At 75.8% G+C, this 17,448-nt stretch carries 11 protein-coding genes; 5 read left to right on the plus strand and 6 right to left on the minus strand.

What is annotated here, in order from left to right:
* Window positions 1–117 precede the first annotated feature (117 nt).
* A complete protein-coding gene (locus ACZ6AQ_RS00385; protein ID WP_468756364.1) occupies window positions 118–2,184 on the plus strand; it encodes a SpoIIE family protein phosphatase in 2,067 nt (688 codons plus the stop codon).
* A complete protein-coding gene (locus ACZ6AQ_RS00390) occupies window positions 2,181–4,967 on the plus strand; it encodes a SpoIIE family protein phosphatase (RefSeq protein WP_468756367.1) in 2,787 nt (928 codons plus the stop codon). The genes ACZ6AQ_RS00385 and ACZ6AQ_RS00390 overlap by 4 nt, the downstream gene beginning before the upstream one ends.
* A gap of 122 nt (window positions 4,968–5,089) precedes the next feature.
* On the opposite strand, the gene ACZ6AQ_RS00395 is transcribed toward ACZ6AQ_RS00390, so the two are convergent.
* Window positions 5,090–6,247 carry a hypothetical protein gene (locus tag ACZ6AQ_RS00395; RefSeq protein ID WP_468757048.1) on the minus strand — a complete coding sequence of 386 codons (1,158 nt, stop codon included), beginning with the start codon at window positions 6,245–6,247 and terminating at the stop codon, window positions 5,090–5,092.
* Window positions 6,248–6,255: 8 nt separating this feature from the next.
* Window positions 6,256–7,188, minus strand: coding sequence for a 5-dehydro-4-deoxyglucarate dehydratase (locus ACZ6AQ_RS00400; RefSeq protein ID WP_468756369.1), 933 nt, complete (start codon window positions 7,186–7,188; stop codon window positions 6,256–6,258).
* Between the two features lie 351 nt (window positions 7,189–7,539).
* On the opposite strand from ACZ6AQ_RS00400, the gene ACZ6AQ_RS00405 reads away from it, so the two are divergent.
* Entirely contained in the window at window positions 7,540–8,349 is an 810-nt protein-coding gene (locus tag ACZ6AQ_RS00405) for an NAD-dependent epimerase/dehydratase family protein (protein WP_468756370.1), read from the plus strand.
* Between the two features lie 239 nt (window positions 8,350–8,588).
* Here ACZ6AQ_RS00405 and ACZ6AQ_RS00410 read toward each other — a convergent pair whose 3' ends face one another.
* Complete coding sequence (locus ACZ6AQ_RS00410) at window positions 8,589–9,638, minus strand: AraC family transcriptional regulator (RefSeq protein WP_468756372.1); 1,050 nt, start codon at window positions 9,636–9,638, stop codon at window positions 8,589–8,591.
* Between the two features lie 310 nt (window positions 9,639–9,948).
* Here ACZ6AQ_RS00410 and ACZ6AQ_RS00415 point away from each other — a divergent pair, with 310 nt between their 5' ends.
* Window positions 9,949–11,196, plus strand: a complete 1,248-nt coding sequence (locus ACZ6AQ_RS00415) for a TerD family protein (protein ID WP_468757049.1) — start codon at window positions 9,949–9,951, stop codon at window positions 11,194–11,196.
* 67 nt (window positions 11,197–11,263) lie between these two features.
* Here the strand turns inward: ACZ6AQ_RS00415 and ACZ6AQ_RS00420 are convergent, their stop codons facing one another.
* Both ACZ6AQ_RS00420 and ACZ6AQ_RS00425 read right to left on the minus strand, forming a co-directional pair.
* Entirely contained in the window at window positions 11,264–12,712 is a 1,449-nt protein-coding gene (locus ACZ6AQ_RS00420; RefSeq protein ID WP_388691799.1) for an alkaline phosphatase PhoX, read from the minus strand.
* A gap of 255 nt (window positions 12,713–12,967) precedes the next feature.
* On the minus strand, window positions 12,968–14,413 hold the full coding sequence (locus tag ACZ6AQ_RS00425) for a hypothetical protein (protein WP_468756374.1): 1,446 nt from the start codon (window positions 14,411–14,413) through the stop codon (window positions 12,968–12,970).
* A gap of 226 nt (window positions 14,414–14,639) precedes the next feature.
* Between ACZ6AQ_RS00425 and ACZ6AQ_RS00430 the strand changes: the two genes are divergently transcribed.
* Window positions 14,640–16,475, plus strand: a complete 1,836-nt coding sequence (locus ACZ6AQ_RS00430) for an endonuclease/exonuclease/phosphatase family protein (RefSeq protein WP_468756376.1) — start codon at window positions 14,640–14,642, stop codon at window positions 16,473–16,475.
* A gap of 60 nt (window positions 16,476–16,535) precedes the next feature.
* Here ACZ6AQ_RS00430 and ACZ6AQ_RS00435 read toward each other — a convergent pair whose 3' ends face one another.
* Entirely contained in the window at window positions 16,536–17,321 is a 786-nt protein-coding gene (locus ACZ6AQ_RS00435) for an antibiotic biosynthesis monooxygenase (RefSeq protein ID WP_468756378.1), read from the minus strand.
* Window positions 17,322–17,448: the final 127 nt, after the last annotated feature.

A 17,448-nucleotide genomic window follows, 5' to 3' on the forward strand; every position in this document is an offset into this window, starting at 1 on the left:
GCCGCACCCCGCACCCCGATCCCGGGCCGCACCCCGCCGCCCCACCGCTCGCGGTGCGGGGCGGCCCGGGGGCGGGGAGCATGGAGGAAAGCACGGGCGCGGCGGGAGGAGGGCAGGGTGACGGCCGGTTCCTTCCCTGGGACGGCGGGGCGGGTCGGAACGCCCCTGGACGGCGAGGGGCTGCTCGACGTGCTCGGAGTGGCCGCCGTCGTCGTGGACGCGCGCGGCCGGATCGTGCTGTGGAGCCCGCAGGCGGAGTCCCTGTTCGGTTTCGGCGCCGACGAGGCCCTGGGCCGGTACGTGGCCCGGCTGATCGTGGACGAGGAGCACCGGGAGGAGGCGGTGCGCCTCTTCGCCGAGGTGCTGGCCGGCGGCGCGTCCTGGTCCGGCACCTTTCCCGTGCGGCACAAGGACGGCACCGTCCGGCCGGTGGAGTTCCGCAACATGCGCCTCACCGACGACCTGGGCGGCCTGTACGCCCTGGGGATCGCCGCCGACCGCTCCGCCGTCGAGCGGGCCGAGGCCGAGCTGGCCCTCTCCGACCGGCTGGTCTCCCAGTCCCCGACGGGTCTCGCCGTCCTCGACACCGAGCTGCGCTTCGTCCTGGTGAACCCGGCCCTGGAGCGGATCAACGGCATCGCCGCCGCGCTGCACTCCGGACGGCGCTTCTCCGACATGCTGCCGGGGCTCGACGCGCCGGCCCTGGAGGAGGCGATGCGCACGGTCCTGGCGTCGGGCACTCCGCTGTTCGACCTCTCCCTCACGGGCCGGACCCCGGCCGACCCGGACCACGACCACGTCTGGTCGGTCTCCCTCTACCGCCTGGAAGGCGGCGAGCGCCGGATCCTGGGCGTGGCGGCGTCGGTGACCGACGTGACCGAACGGCACCGGGCGGACGCGGAGGCGGACCGGGCGCGCCGGCGGCTCGCGCTCGTCGCGGAGGCGGCGGCCCGGGTCGGCACCACCCTGGAGGTGGAGCGGACCGCCGACGAGCTGGCGTCGGTGGTCGTGCCGGAGCTGGCGGACGTCGCCGCCGTCGACGTCCTCGACTCCGTCCTGGCGCTGCGCAGGCCCGGCGCGCCGGAGCGGGGGCCCGAGCTGTTCCGCGCGCTCGCGGTGAAGGCGGCGGGCCCGACGGAGGCGCTGCCGGCCGCCGACCCGCCCGGGGAGGTCACGATGTACGGGGCGGACCGGCTGGTCACCCGGTGCGTGCACACCGGCCTGCCGGTCCTGGTGGAGCGGGCCGGACCGGACGACCTGGCCCGGATCGCACGGAGCCCGGAGGCGGCGGAGATGCTGGCCGCGGCCGGGGTCCACTCGTACCTGGCGGTGCCGCTGATCGCGCGCGGCGAGGTCCTCGGCGCGCTGGACCTCAAACGGGACCGCAACCCGCTGCCGTTCGACGGGGACGACGTGCTCCTGGCGACGGAGCTGGCGGCGCGGGCGGCGGTGAGCATCGACAACGCCCGGTGGTACCAGAGCGTGCGGAACTCGGCGGTGACGCTCCAGCGCAGCCTGCTGCCGGGCGTGCCGCCGGAACGGGCGGGCCTGGAGGTGGCGGCCCGTTACCAGCCGGCGCAGGCGTCGAGCGAGGTCGGCGGCGACTGGTACGACGTGATCCCGCTGCCCGACGACAAGACGGCGCTCGTCGTGGGGGACGTGATGGGCAGCGGGATCGACGCGGCGGCCACGATGGGCCGGCTGCGGACGGCCACCTGCGCGTTCGCGGACCTCGACCTGTCTCCCGCGCAGGTCCTGCGGCACCTGGACCGCATCACGGCGGGCCTGGAGCACTACATCGCGACCTGTCTCTTCGCCGTGCACGACCCGGTGCGGGGCCGGTGCCGGATCGCGAACGCGGGCCACCTGCCGCCCGTGCGGGTCCCGGCGGACGGTCCCGCCGAGCTGGTGCGGCTCTCGGCGGGGGTGCCGCTGGGGGTGGGCGGCGGCAGCTTCCGCACGGCCCGGGTGCCGTTCCGGCCCGGGGACCGGCTGGTGCTCTTCACGGACGGCCTGATCGAGACCCGGGACGAGGCGATCGACGACCGGCTCGCGCTGCTCGTGGGCCTGCTCGACGAGGCGCGCGGCCCCCTGGAGGAGACCTGCGACCAGTTGCTGCGGGCGCTGCGGCGGCCGGGCGCGCCGGACGACGTGGCGCTCCTGATCGCCCGGAGCACGGGATGACCGCGCGGGGGCGGGACGGTTCCGGCACCGGGCCCCGCCGGGAACGGGGGAAGACGCGCGGCACGGGGCTGCGGAGCGTCGCCGGGCAGGTGTTCGCCCTGGAGGCGCTGATCGCGCTCCTGGTGATCGTGATGGCGGCCGCCGTGATGTTCCAGCAGGAGCGGCGGGACGCCGAACAGGACGCCCTGGCGCGCTCGCTCGCGGTCGCGGAGGCGTTCGCGCACGCCCCGGGCACCGCCGCCGCCCTCACGTCGTCCGATCCGACGGCGGAGCTGCAGGGCCGGGCGGAGGCGACCCGGCGGGCGGCGGGCGTGGACTTCGTCTCGGTCCTGAGCACCGGCGGGGTGCGGTACACCGACGCGCGGCCGGAGCTGATCGGCCGCAAGGCGTCCGGCGACCTCTCGCGGGCGGTGCGCGGCGCGTCGTACACGGAGCTGTTCGAGGGCGCGCCGAACGACGCGGCGCGGGCCGTGGTCCCCGTGGTGGACGGCCGGGGCCGTGTCGTCGGCCTGGTGACCAGCGGCATCGAGGTGGGGAACATCGCGCACTCCGCGGGGGACCGGCTGCCGCTGCTCGCGGGCGCGGCGGGCGGCGCCCTCGTGGTGGCCGTGGGCGGGGCCGCGCTGGTGAGCCGGCGGCTGCGGCGGCAGACGCACGGGCTCGGGCCGGCCGAGATGACCCGGATGAAGGAGCACCACGAGGCGGTGCTGCACGCCGTGCGGGAAGGGGTCCTGATCGTGGACGCCGACCACCGGCTGCTGCTCGCCAACGACGAGGCGCGCCGGCTCCTCGGGCTCGGCCCGGAGGCCGAGCGGCGGCACGTGTCGGAGCTGGGTCTCGCGCCGCGCACGGTCGAACTCCTGGAGTCGGGGCGGACGGCGACCGACGAGGTGCACCGGGCGGGCGACCGGCTCCTCGCGGTGAGCGTGCGGCCCACCCTGCCCGGGGCGGGCGGGACCGGCTGTGTGATGACGATGCGGGACACCACCGAGCTGGCCGCGCTGTCCGGCCGGGCGGCGGTGGCCCGGGGCCGGCTCCAGCTGCTGTACGAGGCGGGGGTCCGGATCGGGACGACGCTGGAGGTCGTACGGACGGCGGAGGAGCTGGCGGAGGTGGCGGTGCCGCAGTTCGCGGACTTCGCCACGGTGGAGCTCCTGGAGCCGGTGCTGCGCGGGGAGGAGCCCCCCGAGGCGGCGGAGGCGGTGGCCGCGACCGCCGGGATGCGGCGGACGGCGCTGAGCGGGGTGCGGTCGGACCAGCCGCTCCAGCCGGTCGGGGACACCATCCTCTTCGACGCGCCCGGCACTCCGATGACGACGGCCCTGGACACCGGGCACGCGGTGGTGCAGCCGGAGCTGGCGGCGGCGGAGCGCTGGCGGGCGCAGGACCCGGAGGGGGCCGCGCGGGCCCTGGCGTACGGGATGCACTCGCTGCTCACGGTGCCGCTGCTGGCCCGGGGGGTGGTCCTGGGGATGGCGAACTTCTGGCGGGCGGACACGGCGGAGCCGTTCGGGGAGGAGGACCTGTCGTTCGCGGAGGAGCTGGCGGCGCGGGCGGCGGTCGCGATCGACAACGCGCGCCGGTTCACCCGGGAGCACGCGATGGCGGTGTCGCTCCAGCGGAGCCTGCTGCCCCGGGCGCTGCCGGAGCAGAGCGCGGTGGAGGTCGCGTACCGCTACCTCCCGGCGGAGGCCGGGGTGGGCGGCGACTGGTTCGACGTGATCCCGCTGCCGGGCGCGCGGGTGGCGCTGGTGGTGGGGGACGTGGTGGGGCACGGGCTGCACGCGGCGGCCACCATGGGGCGGCTGCGCACGGCGGTGCACAACTTCTCGACCCTGGACGTGCCGCCGGACGAGCTGCTGGCCCGTCTGGACGAGTTGACGGGGCAGATCGACGTCCGGGGGGCGGAGGGGCCGGACGGCGAGGGGCGGCGGCGCGAGGAGGGGATCACCGGCGCGACCTGTCTGTACGCGATCTACGACCCGGCGTCGGGGCTGTGCACGATGGCGAGCGCGGGCCACCCCGGGCCCGCCCTCGTCACCCCCGACGGGCGGGTGGAGTTCCCCGGGCTGTCGCCGGGGCTGCCGCTCGGGCTCGGTCTGGGCGAGACGCCGTTCGCCACGACGGAGCTGACGCTGCCGGAGGGGAGCAGGCTGGTGCTCTTCACCGACGGGCTCCTGGAGGACGGCGGGCGGGACTTCGACACGGGACACGGGCTGCTGCGGTCCGCGCTCGCCCACCGGGACCGGAGCCCGGAGCAGACCTGCGCGGACGTCCTGACGGCGCTCCTCTCGTCGTCGCCGCGCGACGACATCGCGCTCCTGGTGGCGCGGACCCGCCGGCTCGACCGGGAGCGGATCGCGGAGTGGGAGGTGGAGCGGGACCCGTCGGCGGTGTCCCCGGTGCGGAACGCGGCGGCGGCGAAGCTGGTGGAGTGGGGACTGGAGGAGGCGGCGTTCACGGCGGAGCTGGTCCTCAGCGAACTGCTCACGAACGCGGTGCGGTACGGCTCCGATCCGGTGCGCGTGCGGCTGCTCCACGACCGGGCGCTGATCTGCGAGGTCTCGGACGGCAGCAGCACCTCGCCGCACCTGCGGCACGCGACGGCGACGGACGAGGGCGGCCGTGGGCTGTACCTGGTCGCGCGGTACGCGGAGCGCTGGGGCACGCGGTACGGCCGGCGCGGCAAGACGATCTGGGCCGAACTGCGGGTGGGCACGGACGACGCCGGTCCGGCGGCGGTGGTGCCGGACCTGGACGCGCTGGAGGACCTGGCCTGGTGAGGGCCTTCCGGCGGCGCGTCCGGGCGGCGGCCGGGCGGACGCGCCGCCGCGCACGGCCCCGGGGCGTCCGGCGCGTCCCTCCGGACCTCCGGACCTCCCCGGGGCCCTGCCCGTCCGGCCGGTCACGGCACGGGCGGCGCACCGTCCGGACCGGTGCCCCGCAGCGCCCTGCGGACTGCCGCCAGGTCCTCGTCCGAGGCCAGTCCGGCGTGGTAGAGCCGCAGTTCGGTCGCGCCCGCCGCGCGCGCCCGGTCCGCGTCGCGGGCCAGGCGCCCGGGGTCGCCGCCCAGGCCGGCGACGACGGGGAGGTTGGCGGCGAGGACGGTGCCGGGGCGGGCGTGGGCCGCGAAGGCGGCCACCTTCGGCGGGCGGGCGACGACGCCGTCCGCGAGGCCCAGGACGTGGGCGGGGTCCGTGCCGGTGTCGGCGCCGCAGCGGTACGGGTCGGGGTCGGCGTGCAGCAGGACGCGGAAGCCGGGCGGGGCGGCGGCCCGCACGGCGGCCACGGCGGCCTCCTGGAAGGCGCGGGCGGTCCCGGCGCGCCAGGCCAGGGCGGGGGCCTCCAGGCGGCCGAGCCCGCCCGCCGGACCGGTCCCGGCCCAGACGGGCTCCAGGGCGGCGCGCACGGCGGCGGCCAGTTCGCCGGGGTCGGCGCCCCGGGCCCCGTACCCCTCCCGGCAGGCGGGGCAGAAGCAGAGGGACATCAGGAGTTCGGCGCGCTCCCCCGGGAGCGCGCCGCCGGTCTTGTCGTGGGCGTGCAGGTGGGCGAGGCCGTACCAGCCGCAGGACTCCAGTTCGGTACCGGCGGCGCCGGGGCGCACGGCGGCCTCGGCGGCCAGGCCGACGAGGAGGTCGCGGACGTCGGGACGGGCGACGCAGGGGGCCCAGGGGTAGCGGTCCCCGTAGGCGTTGACGACGGAGGTCTCCGGGTGTTCGGCGCCGAGGCGGGAGTTGTGCGCGAGGACGACCCAGCTGTGCACCTCCAGACCGGCGGCGGCCAGGGCCCCGGCGGCGCGTCCGTAGGCGTCGCCGGGGGCCCACTCCCCCGCCGGGTACGGGCGGAGCGCGCGGCCCGCCCAGCGGTCCGGGTCCGGCGGGTAGAGCACGGCGGCGTGCCCGGCGGTGACGATCCGGTGGGCCGGGTGACGGGGGGTCGGGGCCCGTACGGAGTGGTAGGCGGCGGCGAGCGTCACCCGGGCGAGCCCCAGGTCCGCGAGGAGGCCGGGCGCGGCGGGGTCGCCGTCGACGTCCCAGGGGTAGACGAAGGCGCCCGCCCGCAGGCCCGTGCTCACGCCCCGGCCTCCTTCAGGAGGGCGCGGGCCCGGTCGACCAGCCGGAGCAGTTCCCCGACGTGCGCGGGGTCGGGTTCGCTCAGCGGCGGTCGCACCTCGCCCACGTCCTGGCCGCCCGCGCGGACCGCCGCCTTGACGAGCGAGACGGCGTATCCCCGTCCCAGGGAGCGGAGTTCGACGAGCGGCCGGAAGAAGACGTCGACGAGCAGGTCCGTGGTGGCGTCGTCGCCGGCGGCGAGGGCGCGGTGGTGGGCGAGGGCGATGTCGGGGGCGAAGCAGAAGGCGGCGGAGGAGTAGAGGGTGACGCCGATGCCCCGGTAGGCGGCGGCGGTGAGTTCGGCGGTCGGCAGGCCGTTGAAGTAGAGCAGGTCGAGACCTTCGGCGCGGACGGCGCTGACGATCCGCTGCATCAGGCCGAGGTCGCCGAGCCCGTCCTTGAGGCCGATGATCCCGTCGGTGCGGGCGAGGGCGACGGCGGTGTCGGGGGTGAGGACCGCGTTGTCGCGCTGGTAGACGATGACGTCGAGCGCGGTGGCGGCGGCCAGTTCGGTGTAGTGGCGGAGCAGTCCGGCCTGGTCGGCGACGACGAGGTACGGGGGCAGGGCGAGGAGGCCGTCCGCGCCGGCCTCATCCGCGAGGCGGGCGTGGTGGATCGCGAGGGCGGTGCCGTAGCCGGTGCCGGCGACGACGGGGACGCGGCCGGCGGCCTCCTCGACGGCGGCGGCGACGCAGTCCCGGAACTCCTCGGGGGCGAGGGCGTGGAACTCGCCGGTGCCGCAGCAGGCGAACACGGCCCCGGCGCCCGCGTCGATCCCGGCGCGGACGTGGGCGCGGAAGGCGGCGAGGTCGGGGGAGCCGTCCGGCGCGAAGGCGGTGACGGGGAAGAACAGCAGGCCGTCGAGGCGGGCGGCGAGCGGGGCGGTGGTCACGGGCGCTCCCAGCGAAGTCCGTCGTGCACGGTCATCAACGATGTGCACGTTCATGAATCCCGTCCACATCCTTGAACGAGACTGCCCCGCACGCTAGGCCAGCGCCGAGGCGCCGGTCAAGGCGCCCGACACGGCGTCACACCCCTTCTTGACGCTCCTCCGACGGCTCCCTAGCGTGTCCACGGTCGCGAACGCGGGACAGCCGAACGAACCGACCGGATCCGGCCGCCCGGACGGACCCGCCCGCACCGCCGTCCCGCCGGACCCGCACGCCCCGCACGGGCGGGCCGGCCCGGACCGCCGTCCCGCTCGCCCAGCTCGCCCCGCTCGCCCCGACGGAGGAGCCGTTCCATGACCGCACCCCGCACCGTCCTGCTCACCGGCGCCGCCGGGGGCATCGGCACCCTGATGCGGGAGCTGCTGCCCCCGTACGGTCACGAACTCCGCCTCCTGGACGCCGTCCCCGTCCCCGGGGCGCCGGACGCGATCGTCGCGGACCTCGCGGACCGGGCGGCGCTGCGCGAGGCGGTGCGGGGCGTCGACGCGGTCGTGCACCTGGCGGGCATCTCCCTGGAGTCCGACTTCGACAGGATCGTGGCCGCCAACGTCACCGGGCTCCACCACCTCTACGAGGCCGTCCGCGAGGAGGGCGTCCGGCGCGTGGTCTTCGCCTCCAGCAACCACGCGGTCGGCTTCACCCCGCTTCCGCGCGAGGGAGAACCGCTCCTCCCCGCCGACACCCCGCACCGGCCCGACACCTTCTACGGACTCTCCAAGTGCTTCGGCGAGGACCTGGCCCAGCTCTACTGGGACCGGCACGGCGTCGAGACCGTCTCCCTGCGCATCGGCTCCTGCTACCCCGCGCCCACCACGGTGCGGATGCTCTCGCTGTGGCTCAGCCCCGGCGACTGCGCCCGGCTCCTGCACGCCTCGCTCACCGCCGGGTCCGTCGGCCACACCGTGGCGTACGGCTCCTCCGCCAACACCCGTCTGCGGTGGGACCTCTCCACGGCCCGGGCGCTCGGCTACGCGCCGCAGGACGACGCGGAGGTCTTCGCGGCGGAACTCCTCGCGGAACAGGGCCCCTTGCCCGGGGACAGTCCCGACGCCCTCTACCTGGGCGGCAGCTTCTGCGAGGACCCGCCGCCGTCGTCCCACTGACGGCGGGGATACGCAGGACCCGGCCGGACTGATACGGGGGAGCCGGCCGGGGCCCGGGTCACGGTGCGCGCCTGCGGACCGGACCCGCCCACCGTAGGCCCGGCCGGTGACCGCCGCGAGCCGCGGAACGCGGCGCCTGTCCGGAACGCGCGGCGGACCGGGGCGGTCCCGGCCGCAGGGTCCCGGTCGGCGACCCCGCCCTCAGGGCCCCGGCCGGCGGGCCGTCCGGGGAGCCCCGGTCAGCGGCCCGCCCTCAGGGTCCGGGACGGCGGCTCGCCGAACCTCTCCCGGTAGCGCGCCGCGAACCTGCCCTGGTGGCCGAAGCCCCAGCGCCAGGCCACCTCGCTCACGCTCACCTCCTCCGGGACGGCGGCCCGCAGCTCCTCGCGGACCCGGTCGAGCCGGACCTCCCGCACGTACGCCATCGGGGACGTCCCCACGTACTCCCGGAAGGACTCCTGGAGGCGGCGCACGCTCACCCGGGCCAGGGCGGCGAGCTCGGTGGTCGTGAAGGGGTGCTCCGGGCGCTCCCGCACCGCGTCCATCACCCGCTTGACCGGCGCCGGGCGCCGGGCCTCCCCGGGGTGGGCCAGCGCGTCGCGCCAGGGGTGCTCGGCGGCCAGGAGCAGCCCGTTGAGCAGCGCCTCCTGGAGGGGCGCGGCCACCAGTTCGTGGTGGGCGAGCCCCTCCCCGGCGAGCGCCTCGCACGCGACCCGCCGGGCGAAGCGCACCCAGCTCAGGCCGGGCCCCCGCGTGATGTCCAGCCGGGGCCCGAGGGCGAACGGACCGCGCGGCGGCCGGCCCAGCAGCTGTTCGAGGCGGTCGCGGAGCGCGGCCGCCCCGATCTTCACCGCCAGGGTCCGGCAGTCGCCGCTCCAGCGGTCCAGGACGGTGTCCCCGGCCGGGTCGAGCAGCAGCGCCTCGGCGGCCGTGGCGACGAGCGGCGGCCCGCCGCCCTGGCGGACCTCCATCGTGCCGCTCAGGGGGGCGTTCAGGTGATAGGCGCCCAGCTCCCCGAAGCTCATCCGGACGTCGGCCCCGCAGCTGAGGTCACCGATGACCAGCGGCCCGAGGGCGACGGTGTCGAACCGCGCCGCGAAGGGGCGCGACCGCCGTTCGACGAGGTCCATGCGGTTCTCGTAGTACCGCACGCCGAGTTCCTCGCGCGCCGCGTCCACGTCCTCCGTCCGGAACGAGCTCCCGCCCGCCGGTCCCACCCGTCCCACCCGTCCCGCCGGCCCCGTCGTCGCCACCGCGTCCACCGCTCCCCCGGCCCCCACCGCACCCATGATCGAAAGGATAGGCACATGCCGGGGCGGGGCCGGGCGGCGCCCGGCCGGTCACGGCCCGCCGGACCGGCCCGTACCGCTTCGGTGGCGGACGGGAGCCGGGAGTCGGAAGCCGGGCCGAGGGGACGGGGGCCGGGGCCGGGGGGCCGGGGGCCCGGGGACGGGAGCCGGGCCGGGGGCCGGAAGCCGGGGCCGGAGGTCGGAAGCCGGGGCCGGGGGCCGGGAGCGTCCCCGTCACCGGTGTGGCCGAACCCGGCGAAGGTAAGGGAACGGCAAAGGGGCCCTGATCGTTACCCCTGGCATGACCGCTATGACCCCCGGCTCGAACATCCCTCTCACCGCCGCGCGCGTGGCGGTGGACGTCGCCGCCCCGGTGCGGCTCGACGTCTCGGGCCTGCTGCTCGGCGCCAACGGCAAGGTCCGCTCGGACGACGACTTCATCTTCTACAACCAGCCCGCCGGCCCCGGTGTCACCTACCGCTCCGGCGGCGGGACCGCGCCCGACGCGATCCTGGTCGACACCGGCGCGCTGCCGGCCGGTGTCGAGAGGATCGTCGTCACGGCGAGCCCGGACGCCGCGGGCCAGACCTTCCAGGGCATCGAACCCACGGCGACGATCCGCGACGCGGACGGCGGCGTGCTCGCCACCTTCACCCCGCCCCGGCTGTCCACGGAGACGGCCCTCGTGGTCGTCGAGATCTACCTGCGCAACGGCGCGTGGAAGGCCCGCGCCGTGGGCCAGGGCTACGCGAACGGGCTCGCCGGCATCGCGACCGACTTCGGCGTCTCGGTGGACGAGGAGCCGGCGGCCGCCGCGCCCGCCCCGGCTCCCGTCGCGCCGCCCGTCCCGGCCGCGCCGCCGGCCGCCCCGGTGGACCCCCGGCTCGCGCCCCCGGCCCCGCCCGCGCCGCCCGTCGTCCCCGCCCCCGCCCCCGCGCCCGCGCCCGCGCCCGCGCCCGCGCCCGCGCCCGCGCCCGCAGGCAAGATCAACCTCGACAAGGGCCGGGTCAGTCTCCAGAAGAACCAGACGGTGTCCCTGGTCAAGGGCGGCCGTCCGCTGCTCTCCCAGGTCAAAATGGGCCTCGGCTGGGAGCCCGCCTACCGGGGCAAGGACATCGACCTGGACGCCTCCGTCATCGCGTACGGCCCGCAGCGCAACCACCTGGACAGCTGCTACTTCGGCAAGCTGGCCATCCTGAACGGCTCGGTCAAGCACTCCGGCGACAACCTCACCGGCGAGGGCGCGGGCGACGACGAGGTGATCACCGTCGACCTGGGCCGGCTGCCGGCCGAGGTCACCGGTCTCGTCTTCACGGTGAACTCCTTCTCCGGCCAGAAGTTCACCGAGGTCGCCAAGGCGTACTGCCGGCTGCTCGACGCGGCGACCGGCGAGGAGCTGGTCCGCTTCGACCTGACCACCGCCGAACCGCAGACCGGCGTGATGATGGCGAAGCTGATCAGGCAGTTCTCCGGCGAGTGGGAGATGACGGCGATGGGCGAGTTCGTGAAGTCGCGGACCGTCCGGGGCATGGTGAAGCCGGCCGCCCAGGCGCTCTGACGGCCGGCCCGCGGACCGCGGCGCGTCCACGGCCCGGCACGTCGGGTGCCGGGCCGTGGCGCCGGGTTCAGCGGCGGGGCTGGCGGCGCCAGGGGCCGGTGATCGCGACCATGATGCCGGGGGTCTGGATGTTGGCGAACAGCGTGTCGCCGTCCGGCGAGAAGACGACGCCGGTGAACTCGCTGTCGTTGAGGTCGTTGCGGGCGATCGGGTACGTACGGCCGGAGTCGGTGGCGCCGAAGAGGTGCTGGACCCCCTCGCCGTCCTCCGCGATGACGAGCCCGCCGTACGGGGAGACGGTGATGTTGTCGGGGCCGTCGAAGGCGCCGTCCTCGTCGGGGTTCGCGTTCACGCCGAACAGCACCTTGAGGGTGAGGGTGCGGCGCTTCGGGTCGTAGAACCAGACCTGGCCGTCGTGCGCGGCGCCGGGGCTCTCGGCGCGCGCGAAGGAGGAGACGACGTAGGCGCCGCCGTCGGCCCACCACATGCCCTCCAGCTTGCGGCCCCGGGTGACCTGCCCGGCGGCGAACTGCTTGCGGACGGGGGTGGTGCGGGCGTCGCGGTCGGGGACGTCGACCCAGTCCACGCCGTAGACGGTGCCGATCCGGGTGGCGCGGGAGAGGTCGTCGACGAAGCGGCCGGAGGAGTCGACGCACTTGGCGGCCTGGAGCACACCGGCGTCGTCGGCGAGGGTGCGGAGCTTCCCGCGCCCGTGCTCGAAGCCCTTCGGCGGCACCCAGCGGAAGAGGAGCCCGTTGGGGTTGGAGGCGTCCTCGGTGAGGTAGGCGTGGCCGTGCCGGGGGTCGATGACGACGGCCTCGTGGTCGTACCGGCCGAACGCCTTGACCGGCTTCGGGGCGCGGTTGGCCCGGCGGTCGCGCGGATCGACCTCGAAGACGTACCCGTGGTCCCTGGTCATGCCGTTGACGCCGGCGAGGTCGGAGTTCTCCTCGCCGGTCAGCCAGGTGCCCCACTCGGTGCGGCCGCCCGCGCAGTTGGTGGAGGTGCCGGCGAGGCCGACCCACTCGGCCACGGTGCCGTCGCGGTGCACCTCCACGACCGTGCAGCCGCCGGCCGCGGCCGGGTCGTAGACGAGGCCCTCGGTGAGCGGGACCGGGTGCTCCCACTTGGCGCGGGGGCCCTTCAGCTCGTGGTTGTTGACCAGGTACGTGGTGCCGCGCGGACCGGCGAAGGCGGCGGTGCCGTCGTGGTTGGAGGGCGTGAACTCGCCCGACTCCAGGCGGGTCACCCCGCTGTGGGTGACGACGCGGTACGAGAAGCCGGCCGGCAGCGCGAGCACCCCCTTCGGGTCCGCGACCAGCGGCCCGTACCCGAGGGCGTGCCCGTGACCGCGATCGTGGTCGCGACCGTGTCCATGGCCGGTTCCGTACGCCTCCGGCTCGTCGGACGCGAGCGCCTCGGGGGCGGTGGCGAGAGCCCCGACGACACCGGTGAGGGCGAGCCCCGCACCGGTGGCGGCGGACTGCTTGGCGAACTCTCTGCGGTTGAGCGGCATGGTGATGGGTTCTCCCTGTGGTGGCCGGATCTCGCTGGTCACCCTCGCGGGTCCGCGCGAACGGCGTCTGAACACCACGGGAACACCGGCGGGCATCCGTCCCCCGGCCGCCCGGCGTCCGTCCCCCGGCCGCCCGGCACCCGTCCCGCCAGGACCGGCCGACAGCGGCCCGGAGCGGCGGGAAACGCCCGGAAACGGGCGAGGGGCGCGGAAAACCGCCGGAAGCCCCGGGGCCGCCCGGAAGTCCCGGGCCCGTCAGGAACCGGCCCGCGAGCGGGCCTTGAAGGCGGCCTTGCGGGCCTCCTTCGCCGTGGCCTTGTCCCGGTGCAGACGGCCCATCGCCTCCAGGACCTCCGCCGTCGCCGGGTGCTCCACCCGCCAGGCCGCCTCGAAGAAGCCGCCGTGCCGCCCGGTGAGGCCCTCGATCAGCTCCTGGAGCTCCTCCAGGTCGCCCTCCGCCTCCAGCTGGGCCGCGATGGTGTCGATCGCCAGCCAGAAGATCATCGACTCCGGCGGCGCGGGCACGTCGGCCGCGCCCCGCTCCGCGAGCCAGACCCGCGCCAGACCGCCGAGTTCCGCGTCGTCCAGGACCTCCCGCACCGCGGGCTCCGCCTCCGGGCCCACCAGGGAGAGCGTCTGCTGGCAGTGGAGGCGGCGGAGCGGGGAGCCCGCGTCGGAGCCCCGGGCCGCGTGCAGCAGCTCCCGGGCCGCGCCGACCGCGTCCCGGCCGGCCAGCCAGGCGGCGGTCTCCTCCCGCGCCGCGGCCTCGGGGTAGCCGGCGATCCCGTCGAGGAGCGCGTCGGCGCCCTTGTCCGCCAGGTCGCCGACGGCGGGCGCGTCGACGCCGGCCTCCAGCATCCGGGCCCGGATGCCGTACAGGCCGAGCGGGGTGAGCCGGACCATGCCGTACCGGGTGACGTCCTCGTCGTCCACGGGCGGCGCGGGCTCCTCGCCCTCCTCGGCCATCAGGGCCTCGTCCAGGGGCTGGTACTCCACGAGCCCGATCGGCTCCAGGAGCCGGAACTGCTCGTCCAGCCGCATCATCGCGTCCGAGACCTGCTCCAGCACGTCGTCGGTGGGCTCGCCCATGTCGTCGGGGACGACCATCGAGGCGGCGAGGGCGGGCAGCGGCACCGGCCCCTCGCCGGCCCCGCCCTCGCTGACCGTCAGCAGGTAGAGGTTGCCGAGCACGCCCTCCAGGAACTCGGCCTCGGCCTCGGGGTCCCAGTCGAGGGCGTCGACGTCGATCTCGCCGTCCTCACCGACGAGGTCGTCGAAGTCGTCCAGGACGGGGGCGACGGCCTCCACGAACACCGCCTCGAAGCCGTCCAGCCAGAGCGCGAGGACGTCCCGGGGCGAACCACCGGTGAGGAGCGCCAGGTTCTCGCCGGGCGCGGCCGTTCCGGGGGCGTCCTCGCCCTCGCCGTCCTCGATCTCCACGAGGCCGGTGTCGACCGCGAGCCGCCAGGCGTCGCCCGCGCGGAACGCGCCCTCCTCGTCCGCGTCGAGGCCCAGGGCCCCGACCGCCGCCGGGAGCTGCTCGTCGAGCAGGTCGCCGCCCGCGTCCACCCGGGTGCCGGGCCCCGCCCAGCGGGCGAGCCTCGCCGCGTCGGCGAGGAGGGGGGCGGCCAGGGCGTCCCGCGCCAGCTCCGCGTCCGCACGCAGCCGAACGGGGGGAAGGGTGGGGTGCTCCGCTGACATCTGGTGGGTCTCCTCGGCGCGTACGGGGCGAGCGGGTCAAAGGGCTCGGGGAGGTGAAGACCTCGCGGAGCCGTCCCAGCGTAGACGCATCCGGGAGGCCGTCCGCCGGTTCACGGACCCGTCGGTCCCCGTACACCCGTCGGCCCTTGACAAGGGGGGTGCTCTGCCAAGAGATTGACGCGCGTAGATGCACCTGCCGTTCCTCCCAGCACCCCCGGAGTCCCCGATGTCTTCCTCCATACCGAGATCCGCGGCCGTCGCCGCCGTCGTGTCCGCCGCCCTGGCCGCCGGGCTGCTCGCCGGTTCGGCGAGCGCGTCCGCCGAGGACGGCGCCGGCGTCCGCATCCACGACATCCAGGGCACGACCCGCGTCTCGCCCCTCGCCGGACAGCAGGTCACCGGGGTCACGGGCATCGTCACGGGCGTCCGCACCTACGGCTCGCGCGGCTTCTGGATCCAGGACCCCGCCCCCGACGCGGACCCGGCCACCAGTGAGGGCCTCTTCGTCTTCACCAGTTCCGTCCCGACCGTCGCCGTCGGCGACGCGGTCAGCGTGAAGGGCACGGTCACCGAATACGTCCCCGGCGGCCTGTCCTCCGGCAACCAGTCGCTGACGCAGCTCTCCAAGCCCGTCGTCACCGTCGTCTCGCGGGGCAACCCGGTGCCGGCCCCGGTGACGATCTCGTCCTCGTCCGTCCCCGACGCGTACGCGCCGGAGGGCGACCCGGCCGCGGACGGCTCGATCAACGGCCTGACGCTGGAGCCCCGGACGTACGCCCTGGACTACTACGAGTCCCTGGAGGGCACCAACGTCCGGATCGACTCCTCGCGGGTGGTCGGCGCCACCGACCCGCACGCCGAGCTGTGGGTCACCGTGAAGCCGTGGGAGAACGCGAACCGGCGCGGCGGCACGGTCTACGGCTCCTACGAGGACCAGAACACCGGCCGGATCCAGGTCCAGTCGCTGGTCCCGCTCGCCCAGCAGCCGTTCCCCCGGGCGAACGTCGGCGACGTGCTGTCCGGCACGACCGAGGGCCCGCTCGACTTCAACCAGTACGGCGGCTACACCCTGACGGCCCGCACCCTCGGCACGGTCGTGGACCGGGGCCTGGAGCGCGAGACCACGGACAGGCAGCACAAGAACGAGCTGGCCGTGGCGACGTACAACGTCGAGAACCTGGACCCGACCGACCCGCAGGAGAAGTTCGACGCGCTCGCGAAGGCGGTCGTGACGAACCTCGCCTCGCCCGACATCCTCGCCCTGGAGGAGATCCAGGACAACAACGGCGCCAAGAAGGACGGCACGGTCGCCGCCGACGTGACGGTGAAGAAGTTCACCGACGCGATCGTGGCGGCCGGCGGTCCGGCGTACGACTGGCGTTCGGTCGACCCGGAGAACGACAAGGACGGCGGCGAGCCCGGCGGCAACATCCGTCAGGTCTTCCTCTTCAACCCGGAGCGGGTCTCCTTCACGGACCGTCCGGGCGGCGACGCCACCACCGCGACCGGCGTCACCGGCCGCAAGGGCCGCGCCGAGCTGACCCTCTCCCCCGGCCGGATCGACCCGGCGAACGCCGCCTGGCAGGACAGCCGCAAGCCGCTCGCGGGCGAGTTCGTCTTCCGGGGCCGTACGGTCTTCGTGATCGCGAACCACTTCGGCTCGAAGGGCGGAGACGAGTCGATCGTCTCGCACCACCAGCCGCCGAACCGTTCCTCCGAGGCCAAGCGCCTGCTCCAGGCCCAGGCCGTCAACGGTTTCGTGAAGCAGCTCCTCGCGGTCGAGAAGCAGGCCGACGTGCTGGTGGTCGGTGACATCAACGACTTCGAGTTCTCCGGCACGACGAAGGCGCTGACGGACGGCGGCGCGCTGTACCCGGCCGTGAAGTCGCTGCCGCGCGAGGAGCGCTACTCGTACGTGTACCAGGGCAACAGCCAGGTCCTCGACCAGATCCTGACCAGTCCGGGCGTGCACCACTTCGCGTACGACAGCGTCCACATCAACGCGGAGTTCGCGGACCAGAACAGCGACCACGACCCGCAGGTGCTGCGCTTCCGCCCGTAACGCCCTCGAAGGAGACCGTCACCTCCCGGGGGGCCGCGTCCCCCGGGAGGCGCCGGCGGATCACGTGCCCGCGCCGAGGCTCAGCGCGGGCGTGTACCACCGCACCCGGACGCCGGTGAGCCCGGGGAGTTCGCGCGCCGGCCTCCGGGCCCCGCCGGGCGGGGCGTACTCCGCCCGCCAGTCGGCGAGGGCCCGCTCGCCCTCCCATTCGGTGAGGACGAGGACGCGGGTGCCGTCCGTGGACCGGTGGACGTGCGTGCCGATCCTGCCGGGCGCGAGCCGGGTCGCCGGGTCGCCGGCCAGGACGGCGTCCACGGCCTCCTCCGGAACCTTCCGGCGCCCGGCGCCCGGTCCCCCGAAGTCGGCCTCGACGACCGAGAGCGCCCCGGGCGGCCCGTCCGCGGTTCCGGGGGCGGCGACCGGGCGGGGCGGCGCGTAGCGGTGCAGGACCACCCGTTCGACGCCGGGCACGGCCGCGTCGATCTCGGCGTTCCGGTCGTCGCGGTGGGTGCGGACGAAGTCCTCGTAGACCTCCTCGCCGGTCCACTGCGAGTAGTGGAGCAGCATGTCCCCGTCGGCGCCGGTGTGGATGGTGTACGAGAGCAGTCCCGGATCGGGCCACTCCCGGCGCTCCCAGGCCGCGCGGACGGCTTCGACGGCGGCCCGCTGCCGTGCGGGGGTGCCGACCCGCCAGGTGCTGACGAGGACGGCGCCGACGCCGGGACGGTGGAGGTCGGGACGGGCGTGCGGGTGCGCGACGGCCTTCATGGGGGCGGTCTCCTGTTCCTGGGACTCCGGGTCGTTCGGACGGCTCCACCGTTCCGCCTCGACCGCGGTTGAGGTCAAGGGACCGCGGCGAGAAGGGCCCCGCCCACGACCCTTCGGCGCTCCTTGCCCTTCGGGCCGAGGAGATCTGAGTGGACCTTCACCGTCCACCGCGCCCAGACTTCCGGCATGACGACCACGCCCTCCC

This window comes from Streptomyces sp. NPDC041191, from assembly GCF_055591945.1.